Source organism: Cellulomonas hominis, from assembly GCF_014201095.1.
Lineage (GTDB): Bacteria > Actinomycetota > Actinomycetes > Actinomycetales > Cellulomonadaceae > Cellulomonas > Cellulomonas hominis.
In genome coordinates this window covers 2,930,879-2,951,365 of the sequence record NZ_JACHDN010000001.1, presented here as the reverse complement: position 1 = coordinate 2,951,365, position 20,487 = coordinate 2,930,879, and the positions used below count along the sequence as shown (strand labels likewise).

Below are 20,487 nucleotides of genomic sequence, written 5' to 3'. Positions count from 1 at the left end.
CCGGCGGCGTCAGGGGACGTCGGCCTGCACCACGGTGCCGAGACCGCGCACCCCGAGCGCGCCGTCCGAGGCCGGGACGAAGGCCGCCTGGCCCTGCGTCAGCCGGAGCCCCGTGCCGGTCGCCGCCTCGACCGCGACCTCGCCGTCGAGGCACAGCAGGACGCGGGGGCCGCGGCCGGGCAGCGGGTGCACGTCCTCGTCGTCGACGCGGGTCACCGACAGCTCGAAGTCGTCGACCGGCGCGTAGTACACGCGGGTCGCCCCGTGGAACCGCTCCGGCGCGATCCGGATGGGCGGCGCCGCCACGTAGTCGACGTTCCGCAGCAGCTCGTCGACGTCGACGTGCTTCGGCGTCAGGCCGGCGCGCAGCACGTTGTCGGAGCTCGCCATGATCTCGACCGCCAGCCCGTGCAGGTAGGCGTGCACGCCCCCGGCGGGGACGAACAGCGCGTCCCCGGGGTGCAGCGTGACCGGGTTGAGCAGCAGCGACGTGACGACGCCCGGGTCGCTCGGGTGGGACTCCTGCAGGCGCACCACGGTCCGGTCGGCGCGCGGCGACGGGGACCCCTGCGCGAGGCGCGCCGCGCACGCCGCCGCGAGCTCGCCGACCTCCTCGGGCGAGGGGCGGGTCGACGGGCGCAGCAGCCGCGTGAACACCGCCTCGATGCCGGCCGCGGACGGCTGCGCGGCGAGCTCGGCCCGCAGCTCCTTCGCCAGCGGGGCGTCGAGGCCGTCGAGCAGCTCCGCCGCCCGCCGCGGCGCGCGGAACCCGCACAGCGCCTCGAACCGGGTCAGGGCGTACACCAGCTCGGGCTTGTGGTTGCGGTCGCGGTAGTTCCGGTGCGGGGCGTCGAGCGGGATGCCGGCGGCCTCCTCCTCGGCGAAGCCCTCCCGCGCGCGCTCGATGTGCGGGTGCACCTGGAGCGACAGCGGCGTCTCCGCGGCGATGACCTTGAGCAGGTAGGGCAGCCCGCCGCCGAACCGCGCCTCGATGTCGGGCCCGAGCACGCCGGCGGCGTCGGCCGCGATGACCTCGGTCATCGCGGTGCCCTGGCGGCCGTCCTGGTCGACGCAGTGCGACGGCGCGCTCGCGTGGGCCCCGTACCAGGCCTCGGCGACCGGCTCCCCGGTCGCCTCGGTCCGGAGCAGCTCGGGGATCGCGGTCGTGGATCCCCAGGCGTAGTTCTGGATGGCGGTGCTGAGGCGGTACACGTCGTCCCTCGCTGGTGCGGCTGTGGAAGGCCCGATGCTACCCGCGGGCCCCCTGGGGCGGGGTCAGGCCCGCGCGAACCGCAGCAGGGCGGTCTCCCGGGGGTACGGGAGCGACGGCACCCAACCCCGCACCCGGCGCACGGCCAGCCCGCTGCCCGCCAGCCCGGCGGCGTACCGCGGCCGCTGGCTGTCGTCGAACAGCACCAGGCCCCCCGGCGCGAGCCGGCGCGCGGCCGCCTGCAGGCACGCGACCCGCGCGCGCCCGTCCACGACGACCAGGTCGAACTCGCCCGCGACGCCGTCGATCGCGGCGACGTAGTCGGCGTAGTCCCGCCCCTCCTCGCCCCGGCGCCCGGACGGCACCCGCGGCTCGTCGTCCTGCGTCGGGGGGACCTCGAGGAGCGTCACGGTCGCGTCGAGGCCCGCCTCGGCGAGGACGTCGCGCATGACGCCGGCGAAGCCCGCGTGGTGCTCGACGCTGTGCACCTCCCCCGCGCGCCGGCCCAGCCAGACCGAGCTCGCCCCCGAGCCGTACTCGAACACCCGGGCGCGACCGCCCAGGGCGGCGAGGTGCCGCTCGACCGCGTCGATCGCGCCGTAGGTCCACCACGGCTGGTCGAGCTCCACCAGGTCCTCGACGTCGTGGATCGCGAAGAGCGTGCGCAGGTGGCCCCGGACGCTGCGCGGGTCCTGGTGGTACCGGCGGTCCAGCCGGTCGAGCAGCCCGCTGCGGCGGGCGGCCTCCCGGACGGTCCGGGACGTCGAGACGTACACCGATCGGGCGAGCTCTCCGGCAGCGGGCACGCGGTCCTCCTGGGGTCGGTCGGGGGTCCCGCCAGCCTAGGCGACCGGCCGCAGCCCCTATCCTCGCCGGGTGCGATCGTGGCGGACCCTGGCGACGACGGCGTTCTTCGCCGTCGCCCTCGGCCTGCTCGTGTGGTCGGTCGCGGACCGCCGCGACGAGCTGGCCGCGGCGCTCCCGCGCCTGCACGCCGGCACGCTCGCGGTGTCGCTGCTGCTCGCGTGCGGCGGCCTGGTCGCGCAGATGCTCTCCTGGCGGAGCCTGCTCGAGGCGACCGGCGGCGCGCCCCCGCTCGGCGCGGCCGCGCGGGTGTACTTCCACGGCCAGCTCGGCAAGTACGTGCCCGGCAGCGTCTGGGCGGTCGTCGCGCAGGCCGAGCTCGGCCGCGCGCACCGGATCAGCCGGTCCCGCAGCGCCGTGGTGGCGCTGGGCGCCCTCGCGGTGCTGCTGGTCGTCGGCGGCACCGTCGCGGTCGTCGGCCTCGCGGCCGGCTCGCCGGGGTCGCTCGAGCGCTACTGGTGGGCCGTCGCCGCGGTGCCGCTCGGGGTCGTCGTCCTGCTGCCGCCGGTGTTCGACCGGCTCGTCGCGCTCGCGCAGCGCGTACTGCGGCGCGACGGCGAGGAGGTGCACGTCCAGGGGGCGGGCCTCGCCCGGTCCGCCGCGTGGGCCCTCGTCATGTGGCTGCTGTTCGGCGCGCACGCCGCCGTCCTGATCCAGGACCTCGCGCCCGGCGAGCCCGCGCGGGGCGCGCTCGTGGGCACCGGGGCGTTCGCCCTGGCGTGGGTCGTCGGCTTCCTCGTCGTCATCGCCCCGGCCGGCACCGGCCCGCGCGAGGCCGCGCTCGTCCTGGCCCTCGCGCCGCTGCTCGGCAGCGCCGACGCGCTGCTCGTCGCGCTGGTGAGCCGGGTGCTCATGGTGGTCGCCGACGCCGCGGCCGCCGGCGTGGCGACGCTCCTGGCCCGGCGGGTCCCCGCTACGGACCCGGCGGGTACTGGATCTGCTTGATCCGCTCGAGCTGCTCCTCCAGCAGGGTGCGGTTCGTCCGCAGGAGGTCCGAGAGGATGCCGAGCGCCACGGACAGCAGCGCCGCGACCGACATGATCGCCGCGAAGATCAGCGACTGCACGTTCCCGGCGTGCGAGTCGTCGAACCAGAGGAGGAGGAACCGCACCGCCGGCACCAGCGCGAGCACGCCGAACACCGCGGCGAGCCAGGCGAAGACCACGTACGGCTTGTACATCAGGTAGCTGCGCACGATGGCCGACCCGGACTTGTGCATGTGCTGGAAGATGTTGCGGAAGAGCCGGGACTCCCGCGTCTTCGGGTTCGTGGTGACCGGGATCGACGCGATGCGCAGCCGCTTGTGCCCCGCCTGGATGATCGTCTCCATGCAGTAGGAGAACTCGGTCACGACGTTGAGCCGCAGCAGCGCCCCCCGCGAGTACGCGCGGAACCCGCTCGCCGCGTCCGGCAGCTCGGTGTCCGCGGCGAAGTTGACCGCGCGGCTGCCGACCCGCTGCATGAGCCGCTTGAACGGGGAGAAGTGCGCGATCGTCGCGGTCTGCCGGTCGGCGATGACGATGTCGGCGGCGCCCTCGATCACCGGGCGCACCAGGTCCGGGATCCGGTCCTGCGGGTACTGGTTGTCCCCGTCCGTGTTCACCACCACGTCGGCGCCGTGGGCGAGGGCGTAGTCGACGCCGTCCCGGAACGAGCGGGCGAGGCCGCGGTTGCGCGAGTGCCGCACGATGTGCCGGACGCCGTGCTCGCGGGCCACCTCGACGGTCCGGTCGGTCGAGCCGTCGTCGATGACGAGGATCTCGAGCTCGTCGACCCCCTCGATGCGGCGCGGGATCGAGGAGAGCACCGCGGGCAGCGTCTCCTCCTCGTTGAGGCAGGGGATCTGGACGAAGACCTTCATGGCATCCTCGGGCAGGGGGCGGGGAGGCGGCTGGCCCGACCCTATCCCGCGACCGCGGGCACCCCGGTCGCCGCGGTCCCGGGTGACGGTGCAGTAGCCTTTCGCGGCCGGGAGTCCGGCGTGCAGCAGGCCAGACGAGAGGGAGACCCCGGTCCGTGAACCAGACCCCCGCCGCCGGGACGGCGCACGACCGACGACCCGCCACCGACGAGGGCACCGCGCCGCGCGACCTGCGCGCCCGCGTGGTGCGCGTGCTGCAGACGAGGCCCCTGCTCGTCGCCGCGATCGTGCTCGTGCTCGGGTCGCTGCTCGCGAGCACCGCGCACGTGCGGTACTACTCCCAGCTCAGCCCGGTCGACGAGCTCCAGCACATCGACTACCTCTACAAGGCCCCGGATGTCGTCCGGAACGGCGAGACGGTGGACCAGGAGGCGATGCGGGAGGAGGCCTGCCGCACGCTGCCGAACTACCCCGCTCCCCCGTGCTCGGAGACGACGACGTACGAGCCGGACGACTTCCAGGAGTTCGGCATCAACACCGCGGCGATCTACACGCCGCTCTACTACAGCGTCACCAAGCTCGTGGCGGCGCCGCTGCAGTGGGTGACCGGCATGGACTCGCTCGTCACCGCCGGGCGCCTGGTCGGCGGGCTGTGGCTCGCGGGCGGCCTGGTCATGACGCTGCTGGTCGCGCGGCGGTTCGGCGCGCACCCGTACCCGACCGCCGGGCTGCTGCTCGCCGCCGCGGTGACGCCGAACGTCCTGCTGCCGTCCGCGACGATCACCCCGGACGCGGCGGCGCTGCTCGCGGGGGCCGCGCTCGTCTGGTCCGTGCTCTGGTGGGAGGAGCGGCCCTCGCGGCGGCTCTGGCTGCCGGTCCTGCTGGGCCTGGCCGCCGTGCTGCTCAAGGCCCTCAACGTGATCGTCGTCGTGCTGATCGCCCTGTACGTCGTGCTCCGCCTGGTGCAGCGGGCCTGGTGGCCGGCGGACGCGCCCGGCGAGGGCCGTCCGCGCCGCCTGCCCGGTGTCCCCGCCACGGGACCGACCGTCGGGCAGACGGCCGTCCTCGTGGTCGTCTGCTCCGCGCTCGCGCTCGCCGGGGCGGTCGGCTACGTCCTGTTCTCCGCCGCGAACGCGGTGCCGTCCGACGACCAGGCCATGTCCGAGCTCCAGGCGAGCGCGTTCCCCCTGCGGCCGATGGTCGAGCACGTCGGGGTGTTCCTGCAGGTGTTCTACTCGCCGGGCTGGTGGGTCACGGTGCCGGTGCTCGGACCGCTGGTGCAGTCCGTCCTCGGCCTCGTCGTGTTCGCGGGCACCTTCGCGGCGGCCCTGCTGACCGACCGCGTGCCGCGCGCCGCGCGGACCATGGCGACCTCGCTGCTGGTGGTGGGCCTGGTCGGCGCCCCGCTCATCATCGCGTTCAGCTACGTCTCGCAGGGCGTGTACGTGCCGATCCCCGGCCGCTACGCCCTCACGCTCGTGCCGGCGGGCCTGGCCGTCACCGCCGCGGCGGCCACCCGGCGCCCCGCGCAGGTCGTCCTGGGTCTCGGCGGGCTCGCGATGTACGCGGTCGTCGTCGGCTGGCTCCTCGTCTCCTGAGCCCCGGCGACCGGGTCAGGGGCGGCGGCGGGCCAGCGCGGCGTCGTACGCCTCGACGTGCGCCTGCGCGGCCGCCCGCCACGTGAACGAGCCCGCGCGGGCCGCCGCGGCGTCCGCGAGCCGCGCCCGCTCGGCCGGGTCGTCGAGCAGCGCACGGAGCCCCGCGGCGATCGCGCCTGCGGACGTCCCGCAGTAGGCGACGGCGTCCCCGCCCACCTCGGGCAGCGACAGCTCGCGGGTGGTCAGCACGGCCGCGCCGCAGGCCATCGCCTCCAGCACCGGGAGGCCGAAACCCTCGCCCAGGCTCGGGTACGCGACCACGGAGGCGCCCGACAGCAGGCCTGCCAGGTCGCCCAGCGGCAGGTAGCCCGTGCGCAGCACCCGCAGGCCGGCGGGGACGGCGGCGACCGCTGCGTCCACGCCCGTGTCCCAGCCCCGGCCGCCGGCCAGCACGAGCGCCGGCGGGTCGGGCGTACCGGCGCACGCGCGGACCCAGCCCTCGATCAGCGCGGGCACGTTCTTGCGCGGCTCGAGCGTGCCGAGGAACGCGACGTACGGCTCGGCGGGCCCCAGCCCGACGGCCGCGCGGACGCGGTCGCGCTCGCCGGCGTCCACCGGGTGGAACACCCCGGTGTCCACGCCGTGGTACGCCACCGTGAACCGCGCCGGGTCGCCTCCGGCGTACCGGACGACCTCGTCCCGGGTCGCCCGGGACGGGACCACCAGGGCCGCCGCACGCCGCACGGCGAGCCGCGTCGTGGTGCGGAAGAACCGCGCCTTGACGGGCGAGTGCAGCCCGGGGTGGCTGAAGAACGTCGCGTCGTGCAGCGTCACGACGAGCGGGACGCGGGCGGCGACGGGGAACGTGTAGTGCGGGCTGTGCAGCACGTCGGCGTGCCGCCGCCCCGCCAGCCGCGCCAGCCCGGTCTGCTCCCACGCGAGCCGCACCGGCCGCCGCCCCGCCGGACCGGGTGCCGGGACGACGTCCGCCCCGGGCACGAGCGCCGCGGTCGCCTCGGCGTCCCGCGCCTGGCACACCACCCGCAGGTCGACCCCCTCGGCCGCCAGGGCGGGGAGCAGCGCGTCGACGTAGCGGCCGACGCCGCCTCGGTCCGCGGGGATGGCCGTCGCGTCGAACAGAACTCGCACCGCGCCATCGTAGGTGCGCCGGGAGCCGCCGCGGTGCGGGACACTGGTCCGCATGCACTCCCCTGATCGCGAGCCGCTCCGGTGACCGCAGCCACGCCGCAGGGGCTGGCGCCCGGCCCCGTGCCCGAGGCCCGGCCCGCACCGGCAGCCCGGCTCGGGCGGTGGCACGGCCGCCAGCTCGACCCGCGGCGCAACGGCCTGAACGCGGTCCGCCTGGCGCTGGCGGTGCTGGTCCTGCACGCCCACACGTACTACATCACCGGCCGCGGCGTCGGCCCGCACGTGGACGGCGAGAACCTCGGCGGCTGGGCGGTGTTCGGGTTCTTCGCGATCAGCGGGTACCTCATCACCGGCAGCCGGTGGCGCAACGGGCTCGCCCCGTACCTGGTGCACCGGGTCGCCCGCATCTTCCCGGCGTTCGTCGTGTGCCTCGTCGTCATGGTCGTGGCGGTCGGGCCGGTCGGGTACCTCGCCCTGCACGGGACCCTGTCCGGGTACCTCACCACGCCGACCACGCCCGCGAACTTCGTGTTCAGCAACCTGTTCCTGCACATGAACGCGTACGACATCGCCGGCACGCCGGGCGACGTCCCGTACCCCGGCGCGTGGAACGGCTCGCTGTGGAGCCTGTACTACGAGTTCCTCTGCTACCTCGTCGTCGGCCTGCTCGCGCTCATCGGGTTCTTCCGGCGCTCGGTGTGGGCCCTGGCCGGCGCCTGGGTGCTGTCCGTGCTCGGGCACGCCGGGTGGACGCACGGCGTCGGCACGCTGCTCGGCGGCAACTCCGACGCCCAGCTCCTCCTCAAGCTCCTGCCGCTGTTCCTGGGCGGCGCGCTGGTCGAGCGGCTGCGGCACCGCCTCCCGCTGCACTGGGCCGCGGCGGCGGTGAGCGTCGCGGGCGTCGCCGTCGCCGTGTGGGCGCTGGACGGCTGGGGGGCGCAGCTCACCGCCCCGCTGCTCGCCTACGCGCTGATCTGGTTCGGCTCGGTGCTGCCGATCCCGGGTCTGCTGCGCCGGCACGACGTGTCCTACGGCATCTACATCTACGCCTTCCCGGTCCAGCAGCTGCTGGCCGTGGCGGGCGCGTCGACGCTGCCGCTCCTGGTCTTCGACGCGACCGCGCTGGCGCTCACCGTGCCCCTCGCGGTCGCGAGCTGGCTCGTCGTCGAGCGCCCCGCGATGCGCTGGGCGCGCCGGTCGACCACGCCGCAGCGAGCCTGAGACGACCGGTGGCGGCGGCCCCCACGGGGGACCGCCGCCACCGGCGACCGAGCGACAGCGCGGGGTGTCAGGCCCCCGCGCCGCCCTGCTGCTCGTCGACCCACCGGGCCAGGCGCGCGACGCCCTCCTCGAGCGAGACCTGCGGCGTCCAGCCCAGGACCTCACGGGCGCGCGTCACGTCGGCCCACGCGTGCCGGACGTCGCCCTGGCGGTACTGGCCCGTGACGTGCGGCTCGGGGGCGCCGTAGTAGCGCGCGATCAGCCGCGCCGCGTCGCCGATGGTCTGGTGCTCGCCGGAGCCGATGTCGATCGGGCGGTCCCCCGGCGCGTCGGCGGTGGCGGCCAGCAGCAGGGCGCGGGCGACGTCGTCGACCAGCACGAAGTCGCGGCGCACCGCGCCGTCCTCGTACAGCGGGATCGAGGTGCCCTCGCGCGCCAGCCGGCAGAACAGCGCCATGATCCCGGTGTACGAGTTGGTCAGGGACTGCCCGGGGCCGTACACGTTCTGCAGCCGCAGCGTGACGGCCTCGACGCCCTCCGACTTCGCCCAGGCGGAGATCACGTGCTCCTGCGCGAGCTTGGTCGCGCCGTACACGCTCACCGGGGACGGGACGGTCGTCGCCGAGGCCATCGCGACCGGCTCCGCGTCCGGGAAGTCCCACTCGCCGCGCTCGAGGATCTCGGCGGTGCGCTGCCCGGGGTGCACGAGCGTGCCGTCGGCGCGGCGCCAGGCGCCCTCGCCGTACACCGCGCGGCTGCTGGACAGCACGATGCGGCGCGGGAGCGCGTCGTGGCGGCGCAGCGCGTCGAGCATCTCCGTGGTCCCGACCACGTTGGTCGTGGCGTGCCTCGTCGACTCGGTGAGCGACTGGCCCGTGCCCGTCTCGGCGGCCAGGTGCACGACGACGTCGGGGCGGACGTCCGCCAGCAGCGCGTCCCAGTCGGCCGCCCGCGTGACGTCCCCGACGACGAGCTCGACGCCGGCGTCGAGCTCGTCGGGCCGCTCGGGCCGGGCGTGCACCTGCGGGTGCAGGCTGTCCATCGCCACCACGCGCCCGAAGGCGGCCGTCAGCCCCGCGGACATCGCGGTGCCGATGAAGCCGGCGCCCCCGGTGACGAGGACGGTCTCCTCACCGGGTGCGGCTGCCTGGCTGGGTGCGTTCACTGTGCTTCCTCTCCTCGGGTGCCGACGTGCGAGGTGCCGTCGGGCGTCGTCACGGGCGCATCGGCCCGAAGGCGTGCCGGAGCATCGTCCGGACCGCGCCGCCGCCCGTCCGGGCGGCGCGCGGCAGCAGGGTCAGGGCGTGCAGCCGGGACGTCGCGGCCAGGCGCGCGGCGCGGGCGGCGCGGTGCCAGCCCTGCGCGTCGCAGCGCTGCGCGACGTGCGCGAAGTACGTCCGCTCGCCGGCGAACCGGCGGCCGTCGATGAGCGACGCCGACGAGGCGCTGGCTCTGTGCCTCCGGTACCGGAAGCACACGGTGGGCTCGAGGACGAGCTGCTCGCCGTCCAGGACCATGTCCATCACGAGCGCGAGGTCCTGGATGAGCGGCAGGTCGTCGAGGAACGGCGTGCGGACCAGCACGTCCCGGCGGAACACCAGCGACGGCCAGTACAGCCAGTCGCCGTGCATGAGGTTCGCCGCGAGCGCCTCGCCCCCGAGCACCCGGGCCGTCCGCGCGCGCGGGCGCACCACGTCCTGCTTCACGCGGTCCGCGAGCGGGCGCACGACCCGGCCGTGCTCGTCGATGACCTCGACGCCGGGCTGCACCACCGCGGCCCGCGGGAACCGGGTGCGCGCCGCGAGCACGACGTCGACGAAGTCCGGCAGCAGCACGTCGTCGCAGCCCAGGATGACCACCGCGTCCTGCGTCGCCATCGACACGCAGGTGCGGTAGTTGGCCGTGATGCCCTCGTTGCGCTCCTTGCGGACGTACGTGACGCGCGGGTCGTCGATCGTCGCGAACCAGGCGGGGACGGACTCGTCCGGGTAGGCGTCGTCGACCACCGTGAGCAGCCAGTCACCGTTGCGCTGGGCCAGCACGCTCGCCACCGTCTCGCGGAGCAGGGCGGGGTCGCCCCAGTACGGGACGAAGATGTCGAGCGGCATGCAGGGGCCTTCCCGGTCGGACGGATGACATGGGCCAGACTAGAGGGGCCGCGCACGGCGGCTCACCCGACCCGGAGGCAGAACCCTGTGAGCGACACGTCCACCGAGCTCCCGCACGTCACGCTGGCGATGCTCACGCTGGTCCCCGGCGGGATGGGTGGCTCGGAGACCTACGCGCGCGAGCTGGGCCGGTCGCTCGGGGCGTCCCGCCACGTGCGTGCGACGGCGCTCGTGCCGGCGGCGGCGGCCGGGGTCGTCCCCGGTGTCCCGGAGGTGCTCGCCCCGGAGATCACGCCGGGCGCCTCGACCGCCGCCCGCCTGCGGACCCTGGTCGCCGCGACGCTGCGACGCCGGCGCCTGCTGGCGCGCGTCGCACCCGGGGTCGTGCACTACCCGTTCACGGTGCCGCTGCCCCGCGCGCGACGCTCCGACGCCGTGGTCCTCACGCTGCACGACGTGCAGCACCTCGACCTGCCGCACCTGTTCTCCCGGGCGGAGCGGCTGTACCGCCGGTTCACGTACGAGCGTGCCGCCCGCCGGGCCGACCGCGTCGTCACGGTCAGCGCCTTCGCGAAGGACCGGATCGTGCACCACCTGGGGATCCCCCCGGAGCGGGTCACGGTGGCGCACCTGGGCGTCGACCCCACGGCGTTCACGCCGCACCTCGGCGAGCGCGAGCGGTTCCTGCTGTACCCGGCCCGCGGCTGGGCGCACAAGAACCACGCGCGCCTGGTCGAGGCCGTGCGCCTGCTCCGGGAGGACGACCCGGACCTGCGCCTCGTCCTGACCGGCGGCGCGCTGGACGACCTGGGGCCGCTGCCGGACTGGGTCGAGGTGCGCGGGCTGGTGCCGCGAGCGGAGCTGCTCGCGCTGTACCGCTCGGCCGCGTGCCTCGTGTTCCCGAGCCTGTACGAGGGGTTCGGCATCCCGCCGCTCGAGGCGATGGCCTCCGGCTGCCCGGTCGCGGCGTCGGACTCCGGGTCGCTGCCGGAGGTCTGCGGCGACGCCGCCGTGCTGTTCGACGCGACCGACCCCCGAGCCATCGCCGCCGGCGTCCGTGCGGCCCTCGCCGACGCCGACGCGCTCGCGCGCCGGGGCGTCGAGCGCGCCCGGGAGTTCACCTGGGAGGCGTGCGCCGCCGCGCACGAGGACGCCTACCTCGCGGCCGCGCAGGTGCGGCGGTGACCGCCCCCGCGGGTGCCGCGGGCGCCGCGCGACCCGACGACCGGACCTCGCGCTTCGGGAGCGTGGGGCTCGCCTCGCTCGTGGCCGCGGGGGCCGGGTACCTGGTGCTGCTCATCGCGGCGCGGGTGCTCACGCCCGCGGCGAACGCGGACTTCCTGGCCTTCTGGGGACTGCTCTTCTTCTGCTTCGGCATCCTCGGCGGGCTGCAGAACGAGACGACGCGGGCCGTGCGCGTGGGACTGCTCGACGGCGCCGTCGCACCGCGCGGGCCGCGGGCGGTGCGGTTCGGGCTCCTCGTCGGCGCGTCGCTCGCGGCCGCCCTGGCGGTCACCTCGCCGCTGTGGGCCTCGAGGGTGCTCGGGCCGGACCCGTGGCCCCTGGTCGCGGTCGTCGCCGTGTCCGTGGTCGCGTTCTCCGGGCACGCGTCGGTCGCCGGTGCGCTGGCCGGCGGCGGCGCGTGGTCGCCCTACGCCCGCCTGGTGGGCGCGGAGTCGCTCGTGCGGCTGGTGCTCACCGCGGCGGCCGCCGCGGTCGGGTGGGGCGTCGCGGGCCTCGCGGCCGGCGCGGGCCTGGCCGCCGCGACGTGGCTGGGCTTCGCCGCGACGCCGGCCGTCCGCGCCGCGCGCCGCCACCGGGTCGGCGTCCCGGCCCGCGCATACGCCGCGACGACCGTGCAGGCCATGGTCGGGACCGCCGCGAGCGCCGCGCTGGTCGTGGGCTTCCCCGTGCTGCTCCGGGTCACCACCCCCTCCGAGGCGTACGCGCAGGCCGGGCCGCTGCTGCTCGCCGTGCAGCTCACCCGCGCCCCGCTGCTCATCCCCCTGAACGCCTACCAGGGCGTCGCGATCACGCACTTCCTGCAGCACCGGGACCGCGGCGCGCGGCCGCTGGTGCAGGTCGGCGGGGCGATCGTGGCGGTCGGGGCCGTCGGGGCCGGCGCGGCGGCGCTCGTCGGCCCGTGGCTGATGGCCGTGGTGCTGGGCCCCGACTACCGGGTCTCGCCCGGGCTGCTCGCAGGCCTGACGGCGAGCGCCTGCGCGCTGGCCCTGCTCACGCTCACGGGCGCGGCCGTCCTCGCGCTCGGGCGGCACGCCGCGTACGCGCTGGGCTGGCTCGCCGCGACCGTGGTGTCGGCGGCGCTGCTGGTCCTGCCCGGTGACCTGAACCCGCGCGCCGTCCTCAGCCTGGCCGTCGGACCCCTGGTCGGCGTCCTGGTGCACGCGTTCGTGGTGCGCCGGGAGATCGTGCGGGCGCGGCTAGGATGACCGCATGCCATCCGCCGCGCGCATGCTCGTCATCGTGCCCGCCTGGAACGAGCAGGCCACGGTCGCGGCCGTCGTCGCCGAGCTCCTCGACGCCGTCCCGGGTGCCGACGTCCTCGTCGTCGACGACGGCTCCACCGACCGCACCGCCGAGATCGCCGCCCGGGCCGGGGCGCAGGTGCTCGAGCTGCCGATCAACCTCGGCGTCGGCGGTGCGATGCGCGCGGGCTACACGTACGCGATGCGCCGCGGGTACGACCTCGCCGTCCAGGTCGACGCGGACGGGCAGCACGACCCGCGCGAGATCCCGCGCCTCCTCGAGACCCTCGACTCCGAGGGCGCGGACATCGTGATCGGCGCCCGGTTCGCGGGCGTGGGCAGCTACGAGGCCCGCGGGCCCCGCTGGTGGTCGATGCGGCTCCTCGCGACCGTCCTGTCCCGCGTGTGCCGGACCCGCCTGACCGACGCGACGTCCGGCTTCAAGCTCAGCGGCCGGCGCGCGATCACCCTGTTCGCCGGGAACTACCCCGCCGAGTACCTGGGCGACACGGTCGAGTCCCTCGTCATCGCGGCCCGCTCCGGGCTCGTGGTCCGCCAGGTCGGGGTCGCGATGCGCCCGCGCGCCGGTGGTCGCCCGTCGCACTCGCCCGTGCGCGCGGCGGTCTTCCTCGGCCGCGCCGCCATCGCCCTCGTCATCGCCCTGTCCCGCCCCACGACCGCGGCGCAGCCCGCGCTCGACCTCGAGGCCACCGCATGAGGCTCACCGTCATCTCGATCGTCGTCTGCCTCGGCCTGGCCGCCGCGCTGGTCCAGCTGCTGCGCACCCGGCGCATCCGGGAGAAGTACGCCGCGATCTGGATCGTCCTCACCCTCGCCGTCGTGGTGATCGGGATCTTCCCCGGGCTCGCGTTCTGGCTGTCCGACCTGGTCGGCGTGCAGACGCCCGCGAACCTCCTGTTCGCCCTGGCCTCGCTGGTCCTCCTCGGGGTGTGCATCCAGCTGAGCACCGAGGTGTCGGCGCTCGAGGAGGAGACGCGCACCCTCGCCGAGGAGGTCGCCCTGCTCCGGCTCGACGTCCGCCAGAGCCTCGCCGCGCACGACCAGCACCCCGCGGGCCCAGACGACCGGGCCCCGGCGCCCGGCGACCCCGCGGCATGACCCTCGCGTCGGTCAGCGTCGTCGTCGTCACCTGGAACGGCCTCGGCCTCACCGAGCGCTGCCTGGACTCGCTCGCCGCGCAGGAGACCCGCGGACGCGCCGTCGAGGTCGTCGTCGTCGACAACGGCTCGACGGACGGCACCGTGGAGGCGCTGCGCCGGCGCGCGGGCGTCCGCGTCGTCGCCCTGGACCGGAACACCGGGTTCGCGGGCGGCGTCGACGCGGGCATCGAGGCGACCACCGGGGACGTCGTCGTCCTGCTCAACAACGACGCCACGGCCGAGCCCGGCTTCCTCGACCGGATCGCGGCACCGTTCGACCGGCCCGGCGTCGGCGGCGCACGGCTCGGCGCGGTCACGGGCCGGGTCCTGCTGCGCGGGCGGTTCCGCCCGGCGGCCCCCGGCGAGGCCGGGCTCGTGGACCACGCCGGGCGCGCGTGGGTCCGCACCCCCGACGCCGACGGGCTCCGGCTGCTCAACAGCACCGGCAACGAGGTGACGCGCTCCGGCAACGGCCGCGACCGCGGCTGGCTCGCCGACGCCGGCGAGCCCGCCCCGCCGGCCCGGGTCTTCGGGTTCAACGGCGGCTGCGCGGCCCTGCTGCGCGCCGCGGTGCAGGACGTCGGCCCGCTCGACGCGTCCCTCTTCATGTACTACGAGGACACCGAGATGTCGTGGCGGCTGCGCCGCCGGGCCTGGGAGGTCGCCTACGTGCACGACGCGGTCACGGAGCACGACCACGCCGGGTCCTCCGGCGCCGGCTCGGCGTTCTTCCAGGACCACAACGAGCGGAACCGCCTCGTGGTCGCGCTCGTGCACGCGCCCGTCGCCGTGGTCGCCCGGGCCGCCGCCCGCAGCGTCGCGCGCGCGGTCCTCGGCCCCGACCGCCGGCGTCGCGCCCGGGTGCTCGGCCGGGTGCTCGCCGCCACCCCCGCGGCACTGCGCCGCCGTCGTGCCGTCGACCGGGCGGCCACCGTGCCGCGCGCGGCCGTCGCGGCGCTCCTCGTCCCGGACGGGGCGGTCCGGTGACCGGGGCCCCGGTGCACGTCGGCGTCACCGTCGAGCAGGCCTGGCAGCGCGTCCCCGGCGGCTCCGCGTCGTACCTCGTCGAGCTGCTGCACGCCCTGCGCGAGCGCACCGACCTGCGCCTGACGGGCCTGGCCGCGGCCCACCGCCACCCGGCGCCCGAGGAGTACCGGGTGCCCGTGCCGGTGCGCTCCCTGGGCCTGCCCCGGTACCCCCTGTACCGCGCGTGGAACTGGCTGGGCGCGCCCCGGCCGGAGTGGGCGGTCCGCGGGCTCGACGTCGTGCACGCGTCGACCTGGGCGATCCCGCCGACGGCCCGGCCGCTGGTCGTCACCGTCCACGACCTCGCCTTCCTCCGCGACCCCGACCACTTCACGCCCCGCGGGGTCGGCTTCTTCACCCGGGCGCTCGAGCGCACCCGACGGGAGGCGTCCGCCGTCGTGGTCCCGTCCCGCGCGACGGCGGACGACTGCGTCGCCGCCGGGCTGGACCCCGCGCGCGTGCACGTGGTCCCGCACGGTGCCCCGCAGTGGGACGTCACCGCGCAGGACGTGGCCGACGTCCGCCGCCGGCTCGCCCTGCCCGAGCGGTTCGTCCTGTGGTGCGGCACGTTCGAGCCGCGCAAGAACGTCGCCGGCGTCCTCGCCGCGTTCGCGCGGCTGGCCGAGCGGGACCCCGGGGTGGACCTCGTCCTGGTCGGTCCGCCCGGGTGGGGCGACCTGCCCGCCCAGCCGCCCGCCGGCGCGTGGCAGTCGCGGGTCCTGTCCCTCGGCCGGCTCCCCGCCGCCGACCTGCGCGCGGTGTACGCCGCGGCGACGGCGTTCTGCTTCCCGTCGCTCTGGGAGGGCTTCGGCCTGCCCGTGCTCGAGGCGATGTCCGTCGGGACGCCCGTCGTGACGTCGCGGGACACGTCGATGGCGGAGGTGACCGGCGACGCCGGCGTGCTCGTCGACCCGCACGACCCGGACGACCTCGCCGCGGGGCTGGAGCGCGCGCTGGGCGACAGCGACGCGCTCGGCGCCGCCGCGCGCGCCCGCGCGGCCGGCTTCCGCTGGGACGACGCCGCCGAGCAGCACGCCCGCGTCTACCGCGCCGTCGCCGCCGGCTGAGCGGGCCTCCCGGGGCGAACGACCGCGCCACCGGCCCGGATGCGCCACAATGGGTGCCCATGCGCGGCATCATCCTGGCCGGGGGCTCCGGCACCCGCCTGCACCCCATCACCCTCGGCGTCAGCAAGCAGCTGGTCCCGGTCTACGACAAGCCGATGATCTACTACCCGCTGTCGACGCTCATGCTCGCCGGCATCCGGGACGTCCTGGTCATCACGACGCCCCACGACGCGGAGCAGTTCCAGCGCCTGCTGGGCGACGGGTCGCAGTTCGGCATCTCGATCAGCTACACGGTCCAGGCCGAGCCCAACGGCCTGGCCCAGGCCTTCGTCCTCGGCGCGGACTTCGTCGGGGACGACTCGGCGGCGCTGGTCCTCGGCGACAACATCTTCTACGGCCCGGGCCTCGGGTCCCAGCTCACCCGGTTCGAGGACATCGACGGCGCCGCGGTGTTCGCCTACCGCGTCGCCGACCCCACGTCGTACGGCGTCGTGGAGTTCGACGCCCAGGGCCGCGCGCTGTCGCTGGAGGAGAAGCCGGCCGCGCCGAAGTCCTCCTACGCCGTGCCGGGCCTGTACTTCTACGACAACGACGTCGTCGCGATCGCGCGGGACCTGGAGCCGTCCGCGCGCGGTGAGTACGAGATCACCGACGTCAACCGCCACTACCTCGAGCAGGGCCGCCTGCAGGTCGAGGTCCTCCCCCGCGGCACCGCGTGGCTCGACACGGGCACGTTCGACTCGCTGCTGGAGGCCTCGGACTTCGTCCGGACCGTCGAGCACCGCCAGGGCCTCAAGGTCGGCGCCCCGGAGGAGGTCGCCTGGCGGCGCGGGTTCCTGAGCGACGACGAGCTGCGCACGCGGGCCGAGGCGCTGGTGAAGTCCGGGTACGGCACCTATCTGCTCGGGCTGCTCGAGCAGGGTCGCTGACGGCACGGGGCCGGGCGGGCACCGCCCGGCCCCGGCGCGTCAGCCGGCGAGCACCGACTCCGCCGCCGCCTGCCACCGGTCGTGCCAGTCGCCGATCGGCTCGACGCCCGCCGCGCGGACGCTGGCGTGGTCGAGCACCGAGAACGCCGGGCGCGGAGCCGGGCGGGCGTACGACTCCGACGTCGTCGGGCGCACGATCTCCGGGTCCATGCCCGCCGCGGCGACGGTGGCCCGGGCGAAGCCGTGCCAGCTCGTCCGCCCGGTCGAGGTCCCGTGGTAGACACCCGCGGGCGCGCCCGCCGTGACGAGGTCCACCACCAGGCCTGCGAGGTCCACAGTCCACGTCGGCTGGCCGATCTGGTCTGCCACCACGTCGAGCGCGCCGCGCTCCCGGGCCACCCGGGCGATGGTCCGGGGGAAGCACGCCCCGTGCGCCCCGTAGAGCCACGCCGTGCGGACGACCAGGGCGTCGGCGCCCGCCGCCTGCACGGCCCACTCGCCCGCCGCCTTCGTCCGGCCGTACGCCGAGCGCGGGTCGACGGGCGCGTCCGCCGGGTACGGCTCCGCCGAGGCCCCGTCGAAGACGTAGTCCGTCGAGATCTGGACCAGCCGCGCCCCGGCCGCCGCGCACGCCCGCGCGAGGTTGGCCGGCCCGACCGCGTTGACCGCGAAGGCAGCCGGCTCGTCGGACTCGGCGGCATCCACGGCCGTGTACGCCGCGCAGTTCACGACCACGTCGTACTCGCGCACGGCTCGCGCGGCGGACTCCGCCCGGGTGATGTCGACCGTGTCCCGGTCGGCCCCCGCCACGGTCTCACCGCGCTCCTGGAGCACCCGCACCAGGTCCGTCCCCAGCATGCCGGCCGCACCGACCACCAACCACCGCACGTCGTCTCCCGTCGTCATCCGCCGGTCCCGGCGGCGGCGGCCCAATCTACCGGGCTGGATAGTCTGTGCGGCGTACCGGCAACAGGAGGAAGACCATGACGTACCGCCCGCTCGCCGTCCCGGGCGCCTGGGAGATCACCCCGAAGCAGCACGGCGACCCGCGCGGCGTGTTCCTGGAGTACTTCCAGGGCGCCCCGTTCCGCGACGCGGTCGGCCACTCGTTCGAGGTGCAGCAGGCGAACTGCTCCGTGTCCGCGGCCGGCGTGCTGCGCGGCGTGCACTACGCCGACGTGCCGCCCGGCCAGGCGAAGTACGTGACCTGCGCCAAGGGCGCGGTGCTCGACGTGGTCGTGGACCTGCGGGTCGGCTCGCCCGCCTTCGGGCAGTGGGACAGCGTCCTGCTCGACGACGTGGACCGGCGGGCCATCTACCTGTCGGAGGGCCTCGGGCACGCGTTCATGTCGCTGGAGGACGACTCCACGGTGCTGTACCTGTGCTCGACGCCGTACGCGCCGGGGCGCGAGCACGGCGTGCACCCCCTCGACCCGCGGATCGGCATCGACTGGCCGACCACGGCCCGGGACGGCTCCCCGCTCACGCCGCAGCTCTCCGAGAAGGACCTCGCTGCGCCGACCCTCGACGAGGCGCTCGCGAGCGGGGCGCTGCCGGTGCACGCCGACGTGCTGCGGTACGTGGAGGGTCTCGCCTAGCCCGCCGCCGTCGGGAGGACGAGCAGCGGCTCTCCCGGCGGCGTCAGCTCCCCCACCCCCTCCTGCACGAGCGTGACGGCCACGTCCCCGACGGCGTCGGCCGGCGGGCGGAGCTCGATCCGCACGTCGGCCGTCGCGCCGGGGAGCACCGTCCCGCGCAGCTCGCCGAACTGCGGCTCGACCGTCCCGTCCGCGCGGGTCCACCAGGCGACCAGCCGGACGGCCCCGGTGGGGTCGGGGAACGCGCCGAGCGGCTGCCACGGGCTCGCCCCGGTGTTGGACAGCCGCACGACCAGGTCGGTGCCGCCCGCCGGCACGACGCCGCCCGGGGCCCCGCCGACCGCCTCCGCGGTCGCGCCGAACCCCTGCAGCGGCGCGGTGGGGTCCTCGGGCACGAGCGCGCCGCGGGCGGCGAGGTCGTCGGCCAGCGCCCCGGGGAGCACCCAGAGGGCCTCGTCGCGGTCGCTCGTCGCGACCAGCTCAGCTCCCCGCGCGACGCCCGCGGGCCAGTCCGCGCGGGCGATCACCAGGTCCGTCGGCGCGGTCCCGTCGTCGCTGTCGAAGACGTCGACGTCCGTGTCGGCGGTCCAGTACTGGAAGCTGTTCTGGCTGGTCCAGTCCGCCCCCGCGGAGTCGTAGGACAGCGGCTCGCCGGCCAGGGCGCGGATCGGGACCATCAGCCCCGGCTCGACCCCCTGCGCCCGGTTGAAGTCCCACAGCACGCCCGTGAGCGCCGCGGCCGACGCGCACACGCCGTAGGCGGCGAACCCTGCGGCCCACGCCACCCGGGCTGCGGGCGACCGGCGCGCGGCCAGCAGCAGGGCCCCGGCGACGAGCGTGACGGCGGAGGCGGCGGTCCACGCGAGGGGACTCAGGCCCGCGCCCACCAGCCCCAGCAGGCCGGGCACGTTGATCGGCGCCCACCAGGCCGACGGGTCGGCGACGCGGGTGATCCACGGGACGTACGCGAGCGAGGCGACGGCCGCGATCACGAGCGCCGACGCCACGACGAGGCGCGCGGGCGCCGCGCGCCGCACCACGAGGGCGAGCCCGAGGCAGGCGAGCACCGCGAGCAGCGGCTCGAGGTAGCGCCCGTACGACGGCACGTCGAGCCGGTTCTCGCCCGCGGCACGGACGCTCGCCATGGTGAGGACGCTGATCGCGGCGGTGCCCAGGACCGCGCCGAGAGCCCACCACCCGACGTCGGGCCGTCGGCGCCGCGTCTCGCGCACGACCCGGTCGACCACGAGGACGAGCCCCAGGGCCGCGAGCAGCACCCACGCCACCGACGCGTACCACAGGTGGCCCGCCGCGACCTGCACCAGCGTCGAGGGCGTCCCGCCCAGCAGGTTGTCGACGGCGAGGCTCTCCCGGCTGGTGTCCGAGTACAGCGTGCCCGACACCCACCGGTGGAGGGCGTAGCCGGCGGCGGTCACCGCCACGGCGACCCCGGCACCGACCCAGCCCGCCCGGCGCCGCCGCAGGCCCTCGACGAGCATCCAGACGACCGTCATCGCGACGAGCGCGGCCATCCGGCCGTGCACCACGAACGTCCAGCCCGCCGTCGCCCCGAGGGCCACGGCGCTCCCGACGCTGCGCCGGCGCACGTACCGCAGCCCGCACACCGCGACCACGGCGGTGCACAGAGCGAGGAAGTTCTCCGTCAGCGCGGTGGTCGAGTACGTCACGCCGTTCGGCATGACGGCCACGGCGCCCGCCACCAGGGTCGCCGGGACCAGGCCGAGGCCGACCCGCCGCGCCAGGAGCGTCAGCGGCGCCATCAGCCCGGCCCCGCACAGCGCGGAGACGAGGACGGCCGCGCGGTACACCTGCACGGGGTCCGACGTCACCCACCAGACCGGCACCAGCAGCACCGACCAGCCCGGGTAGTAGCTCTGGTGGGCGAGCTCGAGCGCGCCGCGGCCCGCGAGGAACCGGGCGTTCGCGAGCACGCCGATCTCGTCGTCGGTCCAGACCGGCCCGTAGGCCGGCCAGGCGGCGACGAGGTGCACGGCGAGCACCGTGGACCACGCCGCGACCACCGTCGCCACGCGCACCGGGCGCGACACGACCCGCGCGGCCGCGGCCCGGGGGCCGGGGGTGCCGGCCCGCACCGCTGCTGCCGCCGTCACATCACCGTCGCCCGACATGACGCCCGATCGTACCGAGTCGCCGCCGCGCGCCCCGTCGCGGTCCACGGCACCGGGCGC

The 20,487-nt window shown here is 76.2% G+C and carries 19 protein-coding genes; 11 read left to right on the top strand and 8 right to left on the bottom strand.

What is annotated here, in order from left to right; all coding sequences use genetic code 11:
• Nucleotides 1-9: 9 nt before the first annotated feature.
• Entirely contained in the window at nt 10-1,212 is a 1,203-nt protein-coding gene (gene manA / locus HNR08_RS13850; protein WP_146832402.1) for a mannose-6-phosphate isomerase, class I, read from the bottom strand.
• A gap of 63 nt (nt 1,213-1,275) precedes the next feature.
• Nucleotides 1,276-2,016: a class I SAM-dependent methyltransferase gene (locus HNR08_RS21865; RefSeq protein ID WP_146832404.1), complete on the bottom strand. Its 741-nt coding sequence runs from the start codon at nt 2,014-2,016 to the stop codon at nt 1,276-1,278.
• A 70-nt stretch (nt 2,017-2,086) separates the two neighbouring features.
• Between HNR08_RS21865 and HNR08_RS13840 the strand changes: the two genes are divergently transcribed.
• The gene (locus HNR08_RS13840) at nt 2,087-3,019 is read left to right on the top strand and encodes a lysylphosphatidylglycerol synthase domain-containing protein (RefSeq protein WP_146832407.1); all 933 of its coding nucleotides are present in this window, start codon (nt 2,087-2,089) and stop codon (nt 3,017-3,019) included.
• On the opposite strand, the gene HNR08_RS13835 is transcribed toward HNR08_RS13840, so the two are convergent.
• Nucleotides 2,988-3,935, bottom strand: coding sequence for a glycosyltransferase family 2 protein (locus tag HNR08_RS13835; protein WP_146832410.1), 948 nt, complete (start codon nt 3,933-3,935; stop codon nt 2,988-2,990). The two genes, HNR08_RS13840 and HNR08_RS13835, sit on opposite strands and share 32 nt — an antisense overlap.
• 155 nt (nt 3,936-4,090) lie before the next feature.
• Here HNR08_RS13835 and HNR08_RS13830 point away from each other — a divergent pair, with 155 nt between their 5' ends.
• The gene (locus HNR08_RS13830) at nt 4,091-5,533 is read left to right on the top strand and encodes a glycosyltransferase family protein (protein WP_146832413.1); all 1,443 of its coding nucleotides are present in this window, start codon (nt 4,091-4,093) and stop codon (nt 5,531-5,533) included.
• A gap of 15 nt (nt 5,534-5,548) precedes the next feature.
• Here HNR08_RS13830 and HNR08_RS13825 read toward each other — a convergent pair whose 3' ends face one another.
• Nucleotides 5,549-6,682 carry a glycosyltransferase family 4 protein gene (locus HNR08_RS13825; protein WP_183835068.1) on the bottom strand — a complete coding sequence of 378 codons (1,134 nt, stop codon included), beginning with the start codon at nt 6,680-6,682 and terminating at the stop codon, nt 5,549-5,551.
• An 81-nt stretch (nt 6,683-6,763) separates the two neighbouring features.
• Between HNR08_RS13825 and HNR08_RS13820 the strand changes: the two genes are divergently transcribed.
• Nucleotides 6,764-7,903, top strand: coding sequence for an acyltransferase family protein (locus HNR08_RS13820; RefSeq protein WP_146832421.1), 1,140 nt, complete (start codon nt 6,764-6,766; stop codon nt 7,901-7,903).
• 67 nt (nt 7,904-7,970) lie between these two features.
• Here the strand turns inward: HNR08_RS13820 and HNR08_RS13815 are convergent, their stop codons facing one another.
• Both HNR08_RS13815 and HNR08_RS13810 read right to left on the bottom strand, forming a co-directional pair.
• Nucleotides 7,971-9,068, bottom strand: coding sequence for an NAD-dependent epimerase/dehydratase family protein (locus tag HNR08_RS13815; protein WP_246802876.1), 1,098 nt, complete (start codon nt 9,066-9,068; stop codon nt 7,971-7,973).
• 49 nt (nt 9,069-9,117) lie between these two features.
• Complete coding sequence (locus HNR08_RS13810) at nt 9,118-10,011, bottom strand: glycosyltransferase family 2 protein (protein ID WP_146832424.1); 894 nt, start codon at nt 10,009-10,011, stop codon at nt 9,118-9,120.
• An 87-nt stretch (nt 10,012-10,098) separates the two neighbouring features.
• Between HNR08_RS13810 and HNR08_RS13805 the strand changes: the two genes are divergently transcribed.
• The 7 genes from HNR08_RS13805 to rfbA are packed head-to-tail and all read left to right on the top strand — an operon-like array spanning nt 10,099 to nt 16,679.
• Nucleotides 10,099-11,196, top strand: coding sequence for a glycosyltransferase family 4 protein (locus tag HNR08_RS13805; RefSeq protein WP_183835066.1), 1,098 nt, complete (start codon nt 10,099-10,101; stop codon nt 11,194-11,196).
• A complete protein-coding gene (locus HNR08_RS13800; RefSeq protein ID WP_146832430.1) occupies nt 11,193-12,461 on the top strand; it encodes a polysaccharide biosynthesis protein in 1,269 nt (422 codons plus the stop codon). Before HNR08_RS13805 ends, HNR08_RS13800 begins: the two co-directional genes overlap by 4 nt.
• Nucleotides 12,462-12,465: 4 nt before the next feature.
• Nucleotides 12,466-13,215 (top strand): glycosyltransferase family 2 protein, encoded by a 750-nt coding sequence (locus HNR08_RS13795; protein ID WP_146832433.1) that lies wholly within the window; start codon nt 12,466-12,468, stop codon nt 13,213-13,215.
• Nucleotides 13,212-13,616, top strand: coding sequence for a DUF2304 domain-containing protein (locus HNR08_RS13790; protein ID WP_146832436.1), 405 nt, complete (start codon nt 13,212-13,214; stop codon nt 13,614-13,616). The genes HNR08_RS13795 and HNR08_RS13790 overlap by 4 nt, the downstream gene beginning before the upstream one ends.
• The gene (locus HNR08_RS21860; RefSeq protein ID WP_146832439.1) at nt 13,613-14,644 is read left to right on the top strand and encodes a glycosyltransferase family 2 protein; all 1,032 of its coding nucleotides are present in this window, start codon (nt 13,613-13,615) and stop codon (nt 14,642-14,644) included. The genes HNR08_RS13790 and HNR08_RS21860 overlap by 4 nt, the downstream gene beginning before the upstream one ends.
• Entirely contained in the window at nt 14,641-15,750 is a 1,110-nt protein-coding gene (locus tag HNR08_RS22775) for a glycosyltransferase family 4 protein (RefSeq protein ID WP_146832442.1), read from the top strand. The genes HNR08_RS21860 and HNR08_RS22775 overlap by 4 nt, the downstream gene beginning before the upstream one ends.
• A 59-nt stretch (nt 15,751-15,809) precedes the next feature.
• Nucleotides 15,810-16,679 (top strand): glucose-1-phosphate thymidylyltransferase RfbA, encoded by an 870-nt coding sequence (rfbA, locus tag HNR08_RS13775; RefSeq protein ID WP_146832445.1) that lies wholly within the window; start codon nt 15,810-15,812, stop codon nt 16,677-16,679.
• Nucleotides 16,680-16,718: 39 nt separating this feature from the next.
• On the opposite strand, the gene rfbD is transcribed toward rfbA, so the two are convergent.
• Nucleotides 16,719-17,585: a dTDP-4-dehydrorhamnose reductase gene (gene rfbD / locus HNR08_RS13770; protein WP_216447564.1), complete on the bottom strand. Its 867-nt coding sequence runs from the start codon at nt 17,583-17,585 to the stop codon at nt 16,719-16,721.
• Nucleotides 17,586-17,662: 77 nt separating this feature from the next.
• Between rfbD and HNR08_RS13765 the strand changes: the two genes are divergently transcribed.
• A complete protein-coding gene (locus tag HNR08_RS13765; RefSeq protein ID WP_146832448.1) occupies nt 17,663-18,277 on the top strand; it encodes a dTDP-4-dehydrorhamnose 3,5-epimerase family protein in 615 nt (204 codons plus the stop codon).
• On the opposite strand, the gene HNR08_RS13760 is transcribed toward HNR08_RS13765, so the two are convergent.
• The gene (locus HNR08_RS13760) at nt 18,274-20,427 is read right to left on the bottom strand and encodes a glycosyltransferase family 39 protein (protein ID WP_146832451.1); all 2,154 of its coding nucleotides are present in this window, start codon (nt 20,425-20,427) and stop codon (nt 18,274-18,276) included. The genes HNR08_RS13765 and HNR08_RS13760 overlap by 4 nt on opposite strands.
• Nucleotides 20,428-20,487: the final 60 nt, after the last annotated feature.

Bases quoted from the DNA above. Each gene is read 5' to 3' on its own strand.
- HNR08_RS13835 (WP_146832410.1), bottom strand. From the start codon at position 3,935: ATGAAGGTCTTCGTCCAGATCCCCTGCCTCAACGAGGAGGAGACGCTG.
- HNR08_RS13810 (WP_146832424.1), bottom strand. From the start codon at position 10,011: ATGCCGCTCGACATCTTCGTCCCGTACTGGGGCGACCCCGCCCTGCTC.
- HNR08_RS13795 (WP_146832433.1), top strand. From the start codon at position 12,466: ATGCCATCCGCCGCGCGCATGCTCGTCATCGTGCCCGCCTGGAACGAG.
- HNR08_RS13790 (WP_146832436.1), top strand. From the start codon at position 13,212: ATGAGGCTCACCGTCATCTCGATCGTCGTCTGCCTCGGCCTGGCCGCC.
- HNR08_RS21860 (WP_146832439.1), top strand. From the start codon at position 13,613: ATGACCCTCGCGTCGGTCAGCGTCGTCGTCGTCACCTGGAACGGCCTC.
- rfbA (WP_146832445.1), top strand. From the start codon at position 15,810: ATGCGCGGCATCATCCTGGCCGGGGGCTCCGGCACCCGCCTGCACCCC.
- rfbD (WP_216447564.1), bottom strand. From the start codon at position 17,585: ATGACGACGGGAGACGACGTGCGGTGGTTGGTGGTCGGTGCGGCCGGC.
- HNR08_RS13765 (WP_146832448.1), top strand. From the start codon at position 17,663: ATGACGTACCGCCCGCTCGCCGTCCCGGGCGCCTGGGAGATCACCCCG.
- HNR08_RS13760 (WP_146832451.1), bottom strand. From the start codon at position 20,427: ATGTCGGGCGACGGTGATGTGACGGCGGCAGCAGCGGTGCGGGCCGGC.